At 36.5% G+C, this 18,818-nt stretch carries 16 protein-coding genes; 7 read left to right on the top strand and 9 right to left on the bottom strand.

Annotated features, from left to right (window positions below; all coding sequences use genetic code 11):
• The first annotated feature begins 114 nt into the window (after nt 1-114).
• The 4 genes from FA047_RS08020 to FA047_RS08005 all read left to right on the top strand — a co-directional run bounded on the left by FA047_RS08020 (nt 115) and on the right by FA047_RS08005 (nt 6,403).
• Complete coding sequence (locus tag FA047_RS08020; protein WP_136835463.1) at nt 115-1,290, top strand: hypothetical protein; 1,176 nt, start codon at nt 115-117, stop codon at nt 1,288-1,290.
• Nucleotides 1,287-3,092 (top strand): right-handed parallel beta-helix repeat-containing protein, encoded by a 1,806-nt coding sequence (locus FA047_RS08015; RefSeq protein WP_136835462.1) that lies wholly within the window; start codon nt 1,287-1,289, stop codon nt 3,090-3,092. The genes FA047_RS08020 and FA047_RS08015 overlap by 4 nt, the downstream gene beginning before the upstream one ends.
• Nucleotides 3,093-3,103: 11 nt before the next feature.
• Nucleotides 3,104-5,503, top strand: a complete 2,400-nt coding sequence (locus tag FA047_RS08010) for a glycoside hydrolase family 95 protein (protein ID WP_225872675.1) — start codon at nt 3,104-3,106, stop codon at nt 5,501-5,503.
• Between the two features lie 90 nt (nt 5,504-5,593).
• The gene (locus FA047_RS08005) at nt 5,594-6,403 is read left to right on the top strand and encodes a 3-keto-disaccharide hydrolase (RefSeq protein WP_136835460.1); all 810 of its coding nucleotides are present in this window, start codon (nt 5,594-5,596) and stop codon (nt 6,401-6,403) included.
• A gap of 310 nt (nt 6,404-6,713) precedes the next feature.
• On the opposite strand, the gene FA047_RS08000 is transcribed toward FA047_RS08005, so the two are convergent.
• Genes FA047_RS08000 through FA047_RS07985 form a run of 4 tightly spaced genes read right to left on the bottom strand, consistent with a single transcriptional unit; the run spans nt 6,714 to nt 10,260 of the window.
• A complete protein-coding gene (locus FA047_RS08000) occupies nt 6,714-7,319 on the bottom strand; it encodes a hypothetical protein (protein WP_136835459.1) in 606 nt (201 codons plus the stop codon).
• Complete coding sequence (locus FA047_RS07995) at nt 7,320-8,561, bottom strand: hypothetical protein (RefSeq protein WP_136835458.1); 1,242 nt, start codon at nt 8,559-8,561, stop codon at nt 7,320-7,322. It lies immediately after the preceding gene.
• A 16-nt stretch (nt 8,562-8,577) separates the two neighbouring features.
• Nucleotides 8,578-9,744 (bottom strand): 6-bladed beta-propeller, encoded by a 1,167-nt coding sequence (locus tag FA047_RS07990; RefSeq protein WP_136835457.1) that lies wholly within the window; start codon nt 9,742-9,744, stop codon nt 8,578-8,580.
• A gap of 39 nt (nt 9,745-9,783) precedes the next feature.
• Nucleotides 9,784-10,260, bottom strand: a complete 477-nt coding sequence (locus tag FA047_RS07985; protein ID WP_136835456.1) for a hypothetical protein — start codon at nt 10,258-10,260, stop codon at nt 9,784-9,786.
• A 351-nt stretch (nt 10,261-10,611) separates the two neighbouring features.
• On the opposite strand from FA047_RS07985, the gene FA047_RS07980 reads away from it, so the two are divergent.
• The 3 genes from FA047_RS07980 to FA047_RS07970 all read left to right on the top strand — a co-directional run bounded on the left by FA047_RS07980 (nt 10,612) and on the right by FA047_RS07970 (nt 14,177).
• Complete coding sequence (locus FA047_RS07980; protein ID WP_136835455.1) at nt 10,612-11,694, top strand: carboxypeptidase-like regulatory domain-containing protein; 1,083 nt, start codon at nt 10,612-10,614, stop codon at nt 11,692-11,694.
• The gene (locus FA047_RS07975; RefSeq protein WP_136835454.1) at nt 11,691-12,701 is read left to right on the top strand and encodes a hypothetical protein; all 1,011 of its coding nucleotides are present in this window, start codon (nt 11,691-11,693) and stop codon (nt 12,699-12,701) included. Before FA047_RS07980 ends, FA047_RS07975 begins: the two co-directional genes overlap by 4 nt.
• Nucleotides 12,702-13,080: 379 nt before the next feature.
• A protein-coding gene (locus FA047_RS07970; RefSeq protein WP_136835453.1) for an IS3 family transposase occupies nt 13,081-14,177 on the top strand; the annotation gives its coding sequence in 2 pieces (ribosomal slippage) (nt 13,081-13,333 and nt 13,333-14,177; 1,098 coding nt in all).
• 266 nt (nt 14,178-14,443) lie between these two features.
• Here FA047_RS07970 and FA047_RS21130 read toward each other — a convergent pair.
• The 5 genes from FA047_RS21130 to FA047_RS21125 all read right to left on the bottom strand — a co-directional run bounded on the left by FA047_RS21130 (nt 14,444) and on the right by FA047_RS21125 (nt 18,815).
• A complete protein-coding gene (locus FA047_RS21130; RefSeq protein WP_136835452.1) occupies nt 14,444-14,779 on the bottom strand; it encodes a DUF2304 domain-containing protein in 336 nt (111 codons plus the stop codon).
• Nucleotides 14,769-15,491, bottom strand: a complete 723-nt coding sequence (locus tag FA047_RS07960; protein WP_136835451.1) for a glycosyltransferase family 2 protein — start codon at nt 15,489-15,491, stop codon at nt 14,769-14,771. The genes FA047_RS21130 and FA047_RS07960 overlap by 11 nt, the downstream gene beginning before the upstream one ends.
• Nucleotides 15,448-16,929, bottom strand: coding sequence for a hypothetical protein (locus tag FA047_RS07955; RefSeq protein WP_136835450.1), 1,482 nt, complete (start codon nt 16,927-16,929; stop codon nt 15,448-15,450). The genes FA047_RS07960 and FA047_RS07955 overlap by 44 nt, the downstream gene beginning before the upstream one ends.
• Nucleotides 16,930-17,006: 77 nt before the next feature.
• On the bottom strand, nt 17,007-18,302 hold the full coding sequence (locus FA047_RS07950; RefSeq protein WP_136835449.1) for an MBL fold metallo-hydrolase: 1,296 nt from the start codon (nt 18,300-18,302) through the stop codon (nt 17,007-17,009).
• A 42-nt stretch (nt 18,303-18,344) separates the two neighbouring features.
• Nucleotides 18,345-18,815 carry a GtrA family protein gene (locus FA047_RS21125; RefSeq protein ID WP_136835448.1) on the bottom strand — a complete coding sequence of 157 codons (471 nt, stop codon included), beginning with the start codon at nt 18,813-18,815 and terminating at the stop codon, nt 18,345-18,347.
• Nucleotides 18,816-18,818 lie beyond the last annotated feature (3 nt).

Here is an 18,818-nt window from a genome sequence, read left to right as displayed (position 1 = left end):
GATTTTGTTCATTGTCCTGAATTTGGAAAGGGCTTATATTTAATTTTTTGTAAAGTATTGATGCCTTTTTTGGTAGGCCAAAAACGTTAAGTAAAGAAATAAAAATACACAAATATGTTTAAACTAAAATTCAAATTAGCAATGCTTTGCATGTGTTTTGCATACCTGGTAAATGCTCAGGTGTATGAAATAGATGCCGGAGCAAAGACAGCTCAGGAAAAAAGTGCATTGCCCTTTAGCGGTAAAAACCCGGCAGGAGTTATCTACTCGGCAAATAACAAATACTTTGAAAAAAATGGCAAGCCATGGCTGCCGGTGATGGGAGAAAACATGCCTGACAAGAATGTAAGCGTAAAAGTGAAGCTTGATCAGGAAACCATAACTTTCTCCTCAATGCTGTTAAAGGGACAAACAACAGCCACTTTGCCTTTCAATTTGAAAGCGGGTGGTGCATTGATTAAATATGTGACCGCACAGCCATTGGCGAGACTAATGAACGGTAAGCACACAACGATATTCTTTCAGGAATTGCCGGGTGTGAGTCCACAACTGGCCTTTGATGCTGGGAGCATAGCGACCACAAGTTTTGAAGGATGGGCGACCGAAAAATCAGTTGGTATGGTGCAGCTGAAAGCTGTAGATAATAAAACACTCATCGTAAAAGATAAAACAGGAAATACGATAACACTGGTATTCCTTAGCCGTAAACAGGCAGAAAATGCATGGCGCTTAAAATTGAAAGGCCAGGAAGCACTGATCATTTCAGATGCCGATTTGATGATAGAAGACAGTAAAATTACTCTTCAGCAAATATATAGTGAAAACTTTAATGTTCAGATTTACCCAAGGTCTCTGAATGCTTTTGCCGGCCTTAAACCTCAAGCTGGAAAGACTGCTATCTTCGACAGCTACACGGTGAAAACAGCGCCGTACACATCTAAACTAACTATTACCTATCCGGAAAAGCAAAAGGCCGTAGTCCAATTGCCAAAAACCTTGCCGTCTAATGTGGCCAACCTGATTTTAAATGTGGATTATCTGGGCGGAAGTGCTTTGTTGCTGCAGAGCGGAAAGCATATCACCGATAACCTTTACAATGGAACCACCTGGCAAATTGCGGTTCAAAGATTTATGAACGGAGGGGAGATCACACTAAACCTCCAGGATTGGAACAATAAAATTACAGGAGTGGCACCATCACTGGTAAAAGAAATAAGCGAAAAAGGCACTATGTTTAAGGGATTAGATGCTGTGCCTCAATACCAAACTATTCTAAATATAGCTAAATGAAAAGATTTTTAATGATCCTGCTTTTAGGCGGGAGCCTGAACTTAAATGCCCAGACCATTGATGTAACCAGATTTGGTGTAGTACCCAATAGTTTTGCTGATGCGACTGAAGGCGTTAAAAAGGCCCTTGAGATAGCAAAAGATCAGGAAAATACAGTAGTCAATTTTCCAAAAGGCAGGTATGACTTTTGGCCTGATCAGGCAACGGAAACGAACTATTATATATCAAACACATCATCCGAACAAGAGTTTCCTGTAAAGAAGCAAAAGGTAGGCTTGTTTTTGAAGGGCATGAAAAATGTAACTATTGAAGGTAATGGTTCGGTTTTTATATTTCATGGTAAGATGATCACCTGGGTGATGGATGGCAGTGACAACATTACCATTCGAAATCTCTCGGTCAGTTATGAGCGTCCGGGCATGTCGGAGATGACCATCAAGGAAATAAACGGAACATCTGTAATTGCCAGTGTGCACCCCGATTCTAAGTTTGCCATTGTCAATGGCCAGCTGGAATGGTATGGTGAGAAATGGATTACCAGGAATTATCATGCTATATTGGTGCGCCCTGATAAAGGGATGCTGTTCTATAGCTCATGGGATCCATTTATGAAAAGTAAAGCAGAAATACTGGGGCCGCTTCAAGTGAAATTCTCCGGCGATTTTTCAAAATTCCGGGCGCAGCCCGGAGATGTTTTAACCATCAGGGACCGCTACAGGGATTATGTTGGAGCATTCAACTACCGCTCTAAAAACGTCAGGCTGCAAAACGTTCATATGAATTCGATGCATGGCCTGGGAATTGTTTCTCAGTTTTCAGAAAACCTAAACTATGACAGTGTTTATGTAGAGCCCGAAAAAGGCAGCGGCAGGGTGATAGCTTCTTCGGCAGATGGCATGCACTTTTCAGGATGTAAAGGTCAGATTACCATCAATAACTGTAGGTTCAATGGAATGCATGACGATCCGGTAAATGTACACGGTACACATTTAAGGGTAACTGAGGTTGTGTCGGCAACTACCCTGAAGCTGCGGTTTATGCACCACCAGAGTTATGGTTTCGATGCTTTTATACCTGGAGATACTGTCGCATATCTGCATAGTAAATCTTTGCAGATTTTTGAACAAGGGGTGATCAAGTCGGCCAAACTAATTTCAGAAAGGGAAATGCTGGTTGAGCTGCAGAAGCCTTTTTCTGAACAGCTAAAAGCAGGTGACGCGCTGGAAAATGTGACCTGGACACCATCGGTAACAATAAGAAATTCAAGATTCGAGGGTACCATATCCCGTGGTACGCTGATCACAACACGACGTAAGGTATTAATTGAAAATAACGTATACTACCGTACCGGAATGCATGCGATTTTAATAGAAAATGATGCTGAAGGTTGGTATGAATCCGGACCGGTAAATGACCTCACTATCCGCAATAATCAATTTATAGAATGTGGCTTTAATTCTGCCCCTAATAACTATATAATCAGCATTAATCCTCAAAACCATGAAGCCGTGCCGAATTATTGGGTGCATAAAAACATCAGGATTGAGGGGAATACGTTCAAAGTTTACGATAGTCCGATATTGTCTGCGCAGAGTACAAGCGGCCTCTACTTTACGAACAATAAGATAGAGTTAACAAATTTTTTACCTGTCAGAAATACCAGGCCAGCCATCAATCTGATAGGTTGTACAAAGGTAAGAATCAACGGCAACTTGTTTGATAAAGTGGCAGTCTCTGGAATAGAGGCTAAAAAAATGGCTAAAACGGATATTAAATCCGATATTCCGTATCAAATTAAATAAAGGTTACAATTGTGAAAGCAAAAATATTATTCTTCTACCTGAGTTGTGTATTATTCCTGCCTGCGCTGGCGCAGGAAAACAAAGCTTTAAAACTGTGGTATACCAAGCCTGCCGGACAGTTTGAAGAGGCATTGCCATTGGGTAATGGCTGTTTGGGCGCTATGGTTTATGGTGGTATAACGCAAGAAAGAATTTCGCTGAACGAGGCTACGCTATGGTCCGGTAAACCTATAGACGCTGCAAACATAAACCCAAATGCACACAAATACCTGCAGCCGATAAGAGATGCACTTTTTGCTGAAGACTATAAGAAGGCAGATAGTTTACAGCATTTTATGCAGGGGCCATATTCTGAAGCATACATGCCTTTAGGATATCTGTTTTTCAATTTTGATCATAAGGGAGAAGCGAGCAATTATAAACGGGAACTCGACATACAGAATGCCATCTCAAAGGTTACTTATCAAATAGATGGAACGACTTACATGCGGGAGACTTTTGTATCAAACCCGGATCAGGTGGTGATCTTCAGGTTGACAGCAACGGGTAAGAATAAGCTTAATTTTACAACGCATTTCAACAGCAAGCTGATCGCAAAAAGCCAGGGCAAAAATAAATTGCTGACCATGAAGGGATGGGCACCGGTTCATACTGAGCCCAACTACCGTGGTAATATACCAAATGCAGTGGTTAATGATACGCTAAATGCGATGCGATTTACTTCCGCATTAAGGGTGCTGAAAACAGATGGACAGCAATCTGCATCAGATACTACACTTCGAATCAGCAATGCTACAGAAGCCATACTGGTACTTTCCATGGCCACTAGTTTTAATGGTTTTGATAAGCATCCCGCAAGGGAAGGTAAAGATGAAACTGCATTGGCAAATCGCTATTCTAAACGTGCATCCAGAAAGAGTTATCAGAAGCTCAAAGATGCGCATATAAAGGACTTTAGGGAATATTTTGACAGAGTTTCTATTCAACTTGGAGATACTCAGAATGAAGAATTGGAAACCGTAGACCGGTTGAACCGTTATGCTACGGGAAAAACGGACAACAGTCTGATTGCCTTGTTTTATCAATATAGCCGGTATTTATTGATCAGCTCGTCCAGTCCGGACGGAATTCCGGCCAATCTACAGGGTTTGTGGAACGAGTCTATAAGGCCGCCATGGAGTAGTAATTATACTACGAACATCAATGCAGAGATGAACTACTGGGGTGCTGAAACCGGAAATCTCAGCGAAATGCACAAGCCCTTGTTTAGTTTCATTGAACGCCTGTCTAAGACCGGGGCAATCACTGCAAAAAACTATTTTAATGCAGGCGGATGGGTGTGCAATCACAATAGCGACATCTGGGCGATGACAAATCCTGTAGGTGATTCGGGTGAGGGTGATCCCAGTTGGGCCAACTGGCCGATGGGCGGTGTATGGTTGTCGACCCACCTGTGGGAACATTATGCATTCAACCTGGATAAGAAATATCTGAAAAAACAGGCCTATCCGCTAATGAAAGGTGCAGTTCAGTTCTGTCTGGATTTCCTCACAACTGATCAAAAAGGAAATCTAGTTACCGCGCCTTCTACCTCTCCGGAAAACGTATACATCACTGATAAGGGGTACAGAGGCCAAACGCTTTATGGAAGTACTGCTGATCTGGGAATGATTAGAGAGTTGTTTGTTGATTACCTGAAATCTGCAGCTGTACTCGGGTTGGATCTGGATTTTCAGAAAAAAGTAAAAGAGGCACTGGAGAAAATATATCCTTATCAGGTGGGTAAGGATGGGAATCTGCAGGAATGGTACCACGACTGGAAAGATCAGGATCCCAGGCACAGACATTTATCTCATTTATTTGCTGCATATCCGGGAGCCAGTATCACCAGCTCAGCAACCCCTGCGCTTGCAGATGCAGTAAGGAGGTCATTACAGATCAGAACGAACGATGGAACAGGGTGGGCCATTGCTTGGCGGATTAACCTGTGGGCAAGAATGCAGAATGGCGAACGAGCCTATGATGCGGTTAAAAAGCTCATGCGTTTTGTAGGTAAAGATGCCGCCATTAAAATGGGTGGAGGTGGAGTATACACCAACTTATTTGGCGCACACCCGCCTTTTCAGATCGATGGAAACTTTGGCGGTGGAGCAGGTATTGCCGAGATGCTCTTGCAAAGCCATCAGGGCTATGTTGAACTATTGCCAGCACTTCCTGTAGAATGGCAATCAGGATCAATTAAAGGTTTTGTTACCAGAGGTGGTTTTGTAGTGGATATGGACTGGAAAGCTGGAAAGCTGATTAGCGCAAAAGTATACTCACGTAATGGCGGGACATGCGAGGTGAAATACGCAGGACAGTTGAAAAAGTTAGATACCAAGGCGAAACGGAGTTATGATATTAACTTCTAAAATAGTGCTGAGTAATAAATCTATTATACTGCGATAAGTTATGGTGTAATTCTGTACTTTGCATTTCAAATCAAACCCAAATACTGAAAAATGAAAAATGCCATTTACGCTGCCCTGCTAACCTGCCTTATTTTTGTTGGTTGTGGCGGATTGAAACAAACCAATACTGCACAAAATGATACCAAAGGATGGAAGCCATTGTTTAATGGTAAAGACATCAACGATTGGTTTGTGAAAATCCATCATCATGAAGTAGGTGTGAATTTTGGAAATACTTTCAGGGTAGAGGATAGCATCATTAAGATCAGGTATGATCATTATGGTGATTTCAATGACCAGTTTGGCCATTTATATTACAAAACACCATTTTCTTATTATCACCTTAAATTCGAATATCGCTTTGTAGGAAAGCTGCAAAAAGGAGCGCCGAGCTATACTTTACTAAATAGTGGAGTAATGTTCCATTCTCAGGACCCGAGAGGTATGCTTAAGGAACAGGATTGGCCTATCTCAGTGGAAATGCAGCTCTTAGCAGGACTGGGAGATGGCAAGCCAAGGCCTACAGGTAATATGTGCTCGCCAGGAACCAACGTGGTTTATCAGGGTAAAATCGCTGCATCGCACTGTTTGAATTCAACATCAAAAACATATGATGGCGAACAATGGGTACGCGGGGAACTGATTGTATTGGGAGATTCCCTGATTAAACACATCATCAATGGAGATACTGTTTTGGAGTATTCAAAACCACAGATCGGGGGAGGTACTGCAAACGGATATGATCCGAAGATTAAGATCGACGGCAAATTGCTAAGCAGTGGTTTTATCGCGCTACAAAGTGAAGGTCAGCCAGTAGATTTCAAAAATATCTACATCAAAGATTTGTCTAAAGGGAAGTAAAAGGCGTACTGTACTGAATTACTGAGTAGCTGTTGGTGATTGCCTAGTTGATCATGTGACTCAAAACGTCCTGTTCCCTCAGTAATTTGGATTCTAATTAGCGCCAAAGGTAATTTGCAAATCTGCAGGAAGGATAGCAGATTTTTAAGCCTTAGCGAAATTGGCCCCCTTCCTAGTCTTGATCTATTACTGTTTCCAGGTACTTTTGACCCGCCCTCCTAAAAACTGGATATTGAAAGTAGAAATTGCGTCAATCGTTTGTTTAAAACAACCGAATTTAAGAGAGATTTTCTCACACAGTTAAATTCACTTATTTGTTCAAGACATCTTGAATTGTAGACAAATATACATCTAAATCATTACCTAACTCTTTCATTGGAAAGTAGAAGCGGGTCGCCACACCTTCAGGGTTCAGAGTAAATAATATTGGTTGATTTTTATTCTCATTTAAAAAACCCAGAGGTTCACTGCCGATGTTAAATATTTTAACAGGGCTTTTAGTATGCTTAATTTTTATAGCAAAATCCCTTTTTGAAAATGAGTCATTTAAAATGAGTGTATTTTCACGTAAACCTTTGAACTCTGCTTTTCCTAAATGAGTCATTAACGTATCTATGCACATTTCACAGTCTGCAAATGAATATCTTAGGATCAATTTCGGTTTTGGAACTAATTGTCTCAATCTGTAAGAATTATCTTGGTCATCGTAAATAATCCTGCCCATATTAATTTTTTTACCATCATCGCTCCAAGCGTCTTTTACATAAGTTTTGTAGTTGTCAAGCCTTATTGCGTCTAATCGATTGAATTGTTGATGCTTAGCTGGGTTCGCAACCGGTGTTCTGAGAAAAAGTGCCCATAAGGCAGTAATAACTGCAAAAACTGAAATCACCCTTGAAATATTTAAGTTGGCCATTTATATATTGTATTGTGCGTATTGAAAAACTAAAGAACTGGAACTGTAAAGTAAGTAACCCCCATATATTAGCAGGAGAACAATTGTGTAATATGGAGTTGATTTATGTTTTATGGAATCAAGGCCGTAAAACACTAGATAGATAATAATTAATAAAATTCCTATCAGAGGGATATAAGCATATCTGTTCGCCAACATAGACTGTCTATGTAAAGGCATGAGATGTACACTAAGCAATAAATTTATGCCAAATGTTAATGATCCGACTAAGATTATCTTCCAATTAATCTGCTTTTTGATACTGAGCATCAAAAAGACGAGAGAAAATAAGATTATAGGAAAAACATAAAGTTGAACTGATGGATTACTGCTGCTGCTGAATTCAAACGGGTAATAGTAAGATAACTTTAAAGGTAATATTGAGTTGAAAATATAAAAACAAATACTATAAATAGATAATAATATTCGATGGCTTAATGATAAGTGATCGTAAACCAAAGATAATTGACCGTCATCTTGACTGGTCAAAAATCCAATTACTGTAAAAATCAGCATGATGGTAACAAAGGGTAGCACAAAATACCATTTGGTATCTTTTGCGAATAAATAGTGTAAAAGCACCACCATCATACATAGCAGAACTGCTTGTTCTTTACATAAGCAAGAAATTAAAAATGCTACAACGCTAAACAAAAATATTAATTTCGATTTGCTAACAAGGAATTTGAGATATCTTATTAAAGATAAAAGACCAAAAAAAGAATATAACGGAATTTTAGATGCTGAAATCCATACGACACTTTCAACATTCAATGGATGGATACACCATAAAATAGCAACTAACGGAGCAATAAGCAGATTTTTATGTTGTATAAAAATCAGAATCTGATTTATGAATATATATATTAGATAGGTGTTTATTGTATGCAACAATAAAGATCCTAAATGGAAATATAGTGGGTTTGGACCAAAAATTTTATAGAGAACCACATAATATAAAGTATTAACAGGAGAATACTGGCCACCGTAAAATTCGCTAAAAATACTTATAAAATATTTCGCTGAAAATTTAGCATTTATTACAAATGGATTCTCTAACAACATCCAACTATCATCATTTTTTGAAAATCCAAGCAATCTTAAATTGCCGTAAATAATAAGCGATAATACAATCGTTAAAATGATAAAGTCAAAACTGGTTATTTTACTATCTGTAAATCTCTTTAAAGTGTTAGATTTCATTTTATATGTGCAGTGATTACAACCAGTTTTTTTTAGGATATGCTTTGATAAGTACAGGATTGCTATGGACAGTAACTTTATTCAGTTCAGACCAATACTGAGTAGCGAAAGGCGCTATGGATTCCTTGAATGCTGATTTACGCAACATCTTTACGAAAAAGGAAGCAGGCATTGAACTTATAAATGAACCATTGTCTACGCCTAAAGTAGCAATGCCAATAGGGTTCTCCTGTTTAAATACAGAATATTTAAATATCTCATTTGTTTTCAAAAGCTTTTGTTGATTAATATTATATATAAAGTTGAAAAATCCGAAAGTGGATACCACCTGAAAGCTAACAACCCCATTAGCTTCGAAACAATTGTTCAGGCCAACAATATATTTGCCGTGTTTAATATTATACTTTAGATCCTTTAAAAAATTCGCGTCTGACAATGGAATAGATGCCTCCTTATCAATTTTAATGGTAATCTTCTTAGTACAACTTGTCGGAGTAATCGAAAATATTTCCGTAGAGTATTCTGGTGTAAACAGTGTTATAGAATCTGATCTGAAAAAACATCTACCGGTAGAAATAACGTTTTCTTTAGAAAGTAAGATGTTTTCGTTGTTAAGGAAGAACTTATATTCCTTCCCTTTAAATATTCCGAGATTATGCGAATTGTAAGGAGCGTAATTAGACCGGTCGTAACCATAGTATTCAGCGTGACTAATACTGTCTAATTCTATAATGTTTTTGAAGTAATGATTTGATTTTGATTTGCTTACTTCTTCGCCGTCTAAATTATACGCAAGAATTTCATTTGCTTTTTTCGAATTGAAAAATTTGATTAAATGATTGTCGATCCAAAAATTCCACGTATTGACGTTTTCTATCAGATTAATAAATTTCCCGGTTTTAGTGTAAATACTAATTGTTTTAGAATCTTTGTCTAAGACAATATATCTTTCCGATTCGATCTCCAATTGATCAATTTTAGCAATTAAATTTCTACTATTTGTTTCCAGTGGAATATAGACTACAGAATCATAAATTTTGCTGCTTCGAAGTAAGTTTGTATCTGTTCGATAACTGGTGATATCAATATTCAAAGATTTGTTCTCAACGTTTTCAGAACATCCGGCATAAAAAAAAGTGATTATTAGAATGATGGATAAGTGGTAAAAATATTTTTTTTGCATTTAAAAAAAAATTATCAGGCGTTTAAGATTATTTATTTTTTACATAGTAGAGCAAGGCCAAGTCCCATCATATTGATCTGAGCAACTACCGGGCTCTCTTTGCCCCATTACAAATACTTTGGCGCAATATTTAGTAGAATCAGAAGACGGTTTGCACCATACTTCGTAAGAAGCTTGCCAAGTTTGAGTTGCTTTAAAAGTAATATCCTCGAACCCATATCCATTGTTAAGTATATTATCTCGTGAATCATCACATCCAGTGGATTCTACCGTATATTCACAAGAATAGCAGTCAACCATGAGGTCGTGGTCCCATTCAGAATACTGCTCTTCAGGCTCAGTATGGAGGCCACAAGTATTGGCTGTGGGAATGGTGTATAGTGGTGGTAAACTAGTGCCGCCACTAAAATTTTGATTTGCGAAAGTACCATTAGCAGCATTACTTGGCGTTCCTACAAAGTAGAACGAAGTAGCTAGCAAAACTGCCAACGTAATTTTAAGTGTATTTTTTTTCATAATTTTTTATATTAATGCCTGATAATTTTTTTGTTTTAGATATTGAATAATAAAGGTAATAGTGGAAACTATTCTTATAGTAGGAGAAATTAATGCTACGTAAGCCATAAATTTAAGAGCGTCTAGGAATGAGTACTATTTCATTTGCGTTAAATGAATCACTTGCGGTGTGATCTTATACAATAATAATAATTTTTTAATGTATTTACATAAATTGAATAATTATTTTCATTATAATCCCGACATGGTATAGCTATTAGATCTTTTTTTGAAAAGCAATACCTTCTTAATTTGATTCATGAAATTTTGATAACAATTAAAATATTGTTATCATTATAAAAATCTACTTCTATGAAAATAACATGCCTACTTCTTTTATTTTTGGCCCTAAACCTAACAGCCTTTTCACAAGCCATAAAGGGTAAGATTGTTTCGGTCAATGATAAAGAGCCAATCCCCTATGCGACAGTTAGGCTGAATGAGAAAGTTACGCAGACGAATTTGCGGGGTGAATTTGAAATTGTAGTCGGTGAAAATGCGACGGATGGAATCCTGACTATAACTGCCATTGGTTACGTTACTGCGAATATCCCGTTAAGCAAGTTGCCAAAAGACAAAATTATTAGTTTAAAAGAAGATGAGCAAACCCTGAAAGAAGTGCAGATTGACGGAGGAAAAAAGAGATTTAAAATGCTCAATGAATTCGATTACTCAGAAGTGGCTTACACTATAGAAAGGGATAGAGACCGCCGTTTCATTAGCTCAAAATTCCCAATAGCCAAATTATTTACCGCCAACGTAGATAGCTTTAAACTGGAATCGGTCAATGTATGGAGATTTTTAGAAACTCCTGTAATGGTAGTTCCAACAACTGTTGGAACCGCATCCAGATCCAGATCCCCATGGGAAAAACGAGCTATATTTTACGATTTCAAAAAACATGCGTACAATAAAAATGGCCGTAGGGCTATATTTAATCTATATTTAATCTATCCAGATTCAGTTGGCACACCAATGGCATTATCAGATGCAATAAAAATTCCTCTTGACATCAATAACTTAGATCCGGATATAGAAGTCGATTTAAGAAGCTATAACATTAGACCCAGGCAGCGTCAGTTTTTTATAGCCATTGAATGGTTAGATATTCTCCCAAACAAAAATTACAGTTTAGGGCTTGGTGGCAAAGCGACGTTATCCCGTCAAGTCGCTTGGCCAATGCCAGATGACGAAAAAAATAACAGTTTTCCTATCGCGTTAATCTATCAATTAGGATACGAACCATTGATCGCCATATATAAAACAGAAAAAGAAAATGCTACAATAAAATATGTGTGGCTGCAAGACAGGTGGACGCCAGTTGATCGGCAACCAACCGATAGATTCGATGACGAATTGGCGCTTTCCGCAAAGATATCTTACTATCAAAGATGAAAAAAATAATCCTATGGTATTGCTCACTTTGTCTGGGCATGACAGTACAGGCACAACAAAATAGGTTGCATAGCAAACTGGAAGTTCAGGATGCACAGTCTGGTAAAAATATTGCTTATGGCATGCTGTGTTCCCTCAATTCTGGAAAATGCTTTGAAATCGAAAATGGCAAAGTTGAGATTAATTATACCCAGGAAAACTTGGCAGATACGCTCTTCATAGATGCGCAAGGTTATATGAATCATAAAATGACGATTTCCGATCTGTTGAAAGAGGGTAAAATGAAATTAAATGCACGGCCTAAGCCAATTATATATGCCTCAACTAATGCTGGTAAAAAGGAACTGCTGAATGGCTATGATAAACAATCCATAGGACAATGGCTCGGTCTTCCCGATAAAGATCGACCCTTTCGCTACATACAAATGGGGCAGATTTTTGATAACTCATACCCTGGTGCTACGCTAAACAAAATTACTTTAAACCAACTCTTGTTTGACCTGCCAAAAGATATAGTTCGTGACAATGGGCGCATTCTTTTATTTCGTGGAAACACTGATCCGATCACGGGTACAGATAAAAGTAGTTATATGCGCAGCTACATCTTGAATCAAATACAATCTAGTGCGTTTAGACTACGTATTTATCAACTTGATAACGATAACATGCCCATTGCAGAGCTTTGCCAAAACCAAATAAAAATAACTCCAGGGTTTCCGGAGGAAAATATCCCTGTCAATTTAGCTAAACACAACATTGTTTTACCGAAAGGTAAGTTTATGGTGGCTGTAGAATGGATTCAAACACCAGGCAACTTCAGCTATATTGTTTGGGAGCAGGGCAAATATAATAATGGCCAAAGTCTTCGACCTTTTATTGGCGTAAATGATAAAAAAGGCAATAAATTAAATGTAATGGCATTGGATTTGGGCGGCAACTGGAAACCTTTCGATTATTTATCTCCATACTATACCGACTTGGCAATGGCCTGTGAAATTAGTTATTAGTGAGTTATGGTTTCTTACTTGATATTTGTTTCTAGTAGAGTATAGGCTACAGCATCATAAATTTTGCCACTTCGAAGTAAGTATGTATCTGTTTGATAATCGGTGATATTAATGTTCAAAGATTTGTTTTCAACGTTTTCTGAATATCCACTCTTAAAAAAGTGATTATTAGAATGATGGGTAAATGGTAGATATAGTTTTCTGCATTGAAAAAAATTATCAGGCGTTTAAAGTTGTTTATTTTTTACCAGTTTTTACAAGGCCAAGTCCCACTAAATATATTTAAGCAATTGTTAAATGACCTCTCTCCGAAAAACCACACTGCTGAAAAGTCGAAAAAATCCGGGCAATTACTTAACTTAAACATACAGTAATTGTTATGAAAAAAAGCAAATTTACAGAAGCGCAGATTGCATTTGCACTGCAACAGGCAGAAACGGGTTCCTCCGTTGAAGAGGTATGCCGGAAAATGGGAATTCACCAGGCAACTTTTTACAACTGGAAGAAGAAATTCGGCGGTCTGGGAGTTACTGAACTCAGGCGTCTGAGGCAGCTTGAGGATGAAAATACTAAACTGAAACAACTGGTAGCAGATTTAAGCCTGGACAAACATATGCTGCAGGATGTACTTAAAAAAAAGCTTTAAGGCCAGCCCAATTGAAGGGGCTGGCCGAAGCTTTAGTGGTCAACTACAAAGTTTCTGTGCACAGGGCTTGTGAGGTCACCAAGTTTTGCCGCTCGATGTGGTATTACAAAAAGATAGGTCGTGATGATCAGGTAATCAGAATGCGTATGAAGGAAATTGCAGAAACTAGGGTCAGATATTGCAGTGAACGAATCTTTACATTGCTTCGCCGAGAGGGTTTTAAAGATAGCTATAACAGAGTTTACAGGCTATATAAGCTGGAAGGATTGAACCTGCGCAGTAAAAGGCCGAGAAGAAATCGAGCCGGCGCACATCGTTTAGAGCGGATGCCACCCTCGCATTTACATGAATGCTGGAGCATGGATTTCGTGTCCGATCAACTCTTCGACGGACGGAAATTTAGATCCTTAACTATAGTGGATAATTATACAAGATTTTGCCTCGATATTTACCCAGAACAAGGTATCAAAGGGGAGCAGGTAGTGACAGTACTTGAAAGATTAAAGGAGGAATTTAAAGCTGTTCCAGAAAAAATTAGAGTTGATAATGGAAGTGAATTCATATCTAAGGCACTGGATAAATGGGCATATGAGAATCAAGTTATCCTAGATTTTTCCCGTCCCGGAAAACCCACAGATAATGCATATATTGAATCTTTTAATGGAAGCTTTCGAGATGAGTGCCTTAATACCAACTGGTTCTTGTCAATGGAAGATGCCATAGCAAAAATTGAAGCATGGAGAATAGAATATAATACCTTTAGACCACATAGTTCTTTGGTAGGATCAACGCCTCAGGAGATGCGGAAAAAAAGCCGATTAAAGCCCTGATTTTCGAGTTTAGCGTGTCTGAAAATTGGGGGGAGGTCATAAATTTGAATTCTCGTTAGCAAACCGGTTCGAAATCCGGGAGGGTTACAATTCTAATTGTAATCTCGATATCGTAAAGTAATTAGGCCCTTCAACTTCAAATTGACATTATAGATAGACTGTGTAATTATTTTTGGTCAAAACCGTAAGCACTGTTTGCAAACGCTGACAGCTGTACGCTAACTTTCAGGTTATCCATGCAAATCGTTTCAACAATAGTACAGCAGCTATAATTTCTTACTATTTGAGTTAACGGCACGTTCGATTGCAATATCTCTTATCAATTGGGCAAGCTTTTGTTCGAGTCGTCTATTTTTTTTGTAGAGAAAAATGATACAAAAGTATGCAAAGAGAAAGGCTAGATAAAAGATAAAATCTACTCCACGGTGAACCCCAAAATGATTTGCAATAATCGTTGTATATTGTGGAATGAATACTAAAACAACAAATAATAATGTGGTAGTAAAAATCAGACCTCTGACTAATAAAGTTTTTTGGAGTTTCATCCAACTATATATCCCTATGGATATAATGATAGAAGAAAGGAGATATTTAATCAGCATTTCTAAATAATTTAAATAAAAAGATGTCAAAAAAGAGGTTAATAGAAGAGATATTTCTTTGACCCTTCTTTAAAGAGTAATCTGTATATCTTGTATTTGTTGGACACTCTGCATATTTCATTGTATATTTTTTTGCGATAAATAGTAGTTCGGTGGCATGAGCCATACGATTCTCGGAAAAATTAAGAGACTGTAATTGTGTTCTTTTAAATGCTCTTAAACCATTATGCGCGTCTGATAATAAAATACCTGTAAATAAATAATTCACAATGATTCCAAATTTTAATACTAACTTTCTCATTTTTGGCATCTTGTGTGTACCGTTTAGGAATCTGGAACCAAAGACAATATCGTAGTCATTATTAGCGAGTGTATCTAAAAGATTGATAATGTCATTAGGGTTGTGTTGTCCGTCTGCATCAAAAGTCACAACATAGGGATGTGGAAGGGATTGTGCATACTGGAATCCTGTTGTTAACGCAGCACCCTGACCTAAGTTTATTGGATGTTTTATATAATGTATTGAAAAATATTTTAAAATTTCTGCACTATCATCATTAGAACAATCATCTACAACTACGATATCAAACCCTTTGGATATAAGTTCACAGATAACTTCTTTGAGGACGGTCGACTCATTAAAACAAGGAATTATCACCAAAGTGCTTTTAACCAAGTTTTCTCTTGAAGATAACATAGGATTCATTTTCATAAACTTGTTTAAAACGATGGGTAAATAATGCTGAATTTAAAAAAGGATCAGAATGTTGAATTTGGCAAATTACATTATTTTTATTTATCACAAGGTAATCTCCAATATCAAATACTCGATTTTTATCGTTACCAAAAATCATCACTGACTTTCTGTTAGTATATAAAGACATGGCTCTTGCTCTAAAAAATATTATAACACTTTTGGGATCTGTTTTTGCAGAAACAAAATTGAACATCTTTGCAGCATCTTTTTTGTAAGGACCTTCGATTTCATTTCGCGTAAAGTTTTTTTCCTCAATTATTTCTTCGCCATTTCTGATTAATGAAAACATGATTGCCAATATAGTTAGCGTAAAAAAAACAGTCTTGTATTTTTTTGCTAAGTAGAGCTTCAATATAGACTTAAGTCCATCCAATATAAAATATAGAGCAAATGGTAATATCAAAAAGGCATATCTAATTTCAAAAAATGGCCATATCATGTAAAGTATGATTAGAAAAGTGGTGTAAATAACTAATATTTTATTGTGAGGAAAATTCTTAAATAATCCATATAGCATAAAACCAAAGAGTGTAAACGAAAAAACATAACTATATTTCGGTATTAAAAATGACGAGACAATATTGATATAAGAGGCGCTGTTTCCAATAATAGAAGATATAGATACTTTTGAATAGAAATTAATGTGAGAGACAAATCCAGCAGGCAGGAAGAGACCAGTAATAAATGTCAATAAAACAAAGATAAAAGGTGGTGTTATCACCCATATTATCGCTCTTATTTTAAAAAAAGATCTGAAGTTTTTAATTATTTCAAATGATTGAAAAAACAATAAACTGCCTAGTAACAGAATGCCCTCAGTTCTAATTTGGCTACATATGAAAATAAGCACTCCAATTAGTACGGATTGAGAAAGCCTGTATTTATTTAATTTATATCCTGTCATAATTAACAACGTGACCATGGAGAAAAATAAATAGGGGAACTCTGTTTGAACAGCTGATGTGTGAGAAGCAAGAGCGGGAATAACTATAAGAAACAAGGTATAAATGAACGATATTGTTTTTGTATGAAATTTGTTGCAGAAACTATAAAACGAAAATATAAATAGTATGTAAAATAATGCAATTAATGTTTTGAAAACCTCTATGTTTAGACCGAAAAATTGATATAAAGGAGTAAGCAGACAAGGAAGGCCCCAAGGCGCTAGAGTTGGACTAAAATCGTGGAATGAAGAGTTGTTTATTGCAAACAGGTTAGTTTCAATCAATTCATTAATTCCGTTCAGCATCAATGCTTTTGCTTGGTGAATATATAAGGCAAAATCGTCGCCCCAATAATGGCCCTTTCTATGATACAATATACACGATAATATAGAAAGAGTTAATATTGCTAACTTGTATATATCAAAACGCTGATAAAAAGATATTTTCATGCCAGTATTGCCATATTTTTAGAACAAACTTATTTTATATAAAATGGTTTCAATCAATCAAAGCATGCTATTGAATCTTAATCATGGTAGTCTGCGCTAAGTTTCCGTTCTAGTAATATCCCAACAATTTCTTCACGCCTATTTAGTAAAAATTCAAGGCCTTTACGGCTAAATAACATACTAAATAAATGCTTAATACTTAGTTTATTGTCGATTAAAATTCCAAAGATGATCTGCCATTTCAAAGGAATTTTATTATTACTCGATATTTTAAAATGTGCGCCAACTACAAAACTATCTGTTCCATACACATCATTAAACCAGTTAGCTAAAGCTGTACTGTGTGCTTCAATGTGATGTTTTCCATGATTGATTTTACGCAACCCTTTTGATGCACTAAACTTCACGATTATATCAAGATCTGTAACTTTTATGAATAAGTCTGGAAGTGTATAAACAAACAGGCCGAAATTTTTTCGCAAATTGATTAAATACTTTTCAGCATAAGGTAAAAGTATGTCTAAATTAACAGAAGTCTTCCTCTTCAAAGAATCTATTTCATTCTTTTTAACGTATCCAGTCTCTGAGATAATTTCTACGGCACTTTTTGAATATTTTACAGTGTCCCCAACTTTAACATTTAAGATGTTTGATTGTAAAGGAATCAAATCAGTTACATCAAGCATCGATTCATTCTGGTCGAGACTTTCCATCGCTCTATAATAATGGTATGAAGCAAACGGAAAGACGTAATGTGGGTTGAAATTTTTAAAGTTATCGACAAAGTTCTTTTTAAGCTTATTTTTGATATCAAGATGGTTTATTGGAGGTGAAACTAAAAGTTTACCAGCATGATTAAAGTTTGACATGAAAATATCTACGGGGCCTATTTTCTTTGCCAACTGTTTTTGCGCCCATCCAGAAAGATTGCAGTCATTGTAGTTCAAAATGTTGCCATAATCTGATTCGATTAATAGCATATTATCAATTCCTGTAGTCGGATACCTGACCAAGGATATGTGGTCTGTTATTTTCATTTTTTTTCTTTCATGAAAACAGATGATATTCTTAAATCCAATTTTGCGGCCCACTTGATCAAAACTAAAATTGAATGATTGATTTGCGATTAAAATAATTTCCGGATTGGCGTTCAAGATTCGCTTTAACGTACGTAAATGATAATGATCGGAATGAAAATGAGAAATCCACAAATGGGTAGCCATGGTAGCTAATTCTATATCAAGAGTATTGTGATATCTTAGTCCCCAACCCTCATCGAAACAAAATCCAGTAAACCACGGATCTACTAATAATTTTATATTATCAATACTAATTAGGACACTTGCATGGTTGATGTAGGAAATTTCTATCATATGCTATTGATTTGAATATCAGATTATCACAAAGATCTGAAACTACCTAAAAGAAATTAATTTTTGGAAATAAAATAAGAAAATTTGGGTAACAAAAATACTAACCAGAAATGATACTGTTACATTAAGGCATAGATTGATTATAAATATGTCAAGTATATTCTTTGAGAGGAATAATGAAAGCAAAATCGAAACGGAATAACGAAATAATTGCGTATTTTCCTTTAATTTACTGCTAAAAACAAAGTTCTTTGTCAGATAAAATCCGATCGGCACGGTAATAACCATTGAAGTTAGGAGAGACATCAGATTGTTGTTGAAAAAAATATTTTGATTTAGATTGTTTATAAAAAAGTAATAATAACTGAAATGAAAAACTCCCATGTTCAACAGAAAACAAATACCACCGACAGCAAGATATCTATAAAGTTCAAATGAAACATGTTTTCTGAATATTGGATAGGGTATATCAAGTAAGCGAGCTAATTTCTGTTTAAAATTAAATGTTTTCATTAA

This window comes from Pedobacter frigoris (assembly GCF_005116445.1).
GTDB classification, from domain to species: Bacteria; Bacteroidota; Bacteroidia; order Sphingobacteriales; family Sphingobacteriaceae; genus Pedobacter; species Pedobacter frigoris.
This window is presented reverse-complemented; position numbering and strand designations above follow the sequence as displayed.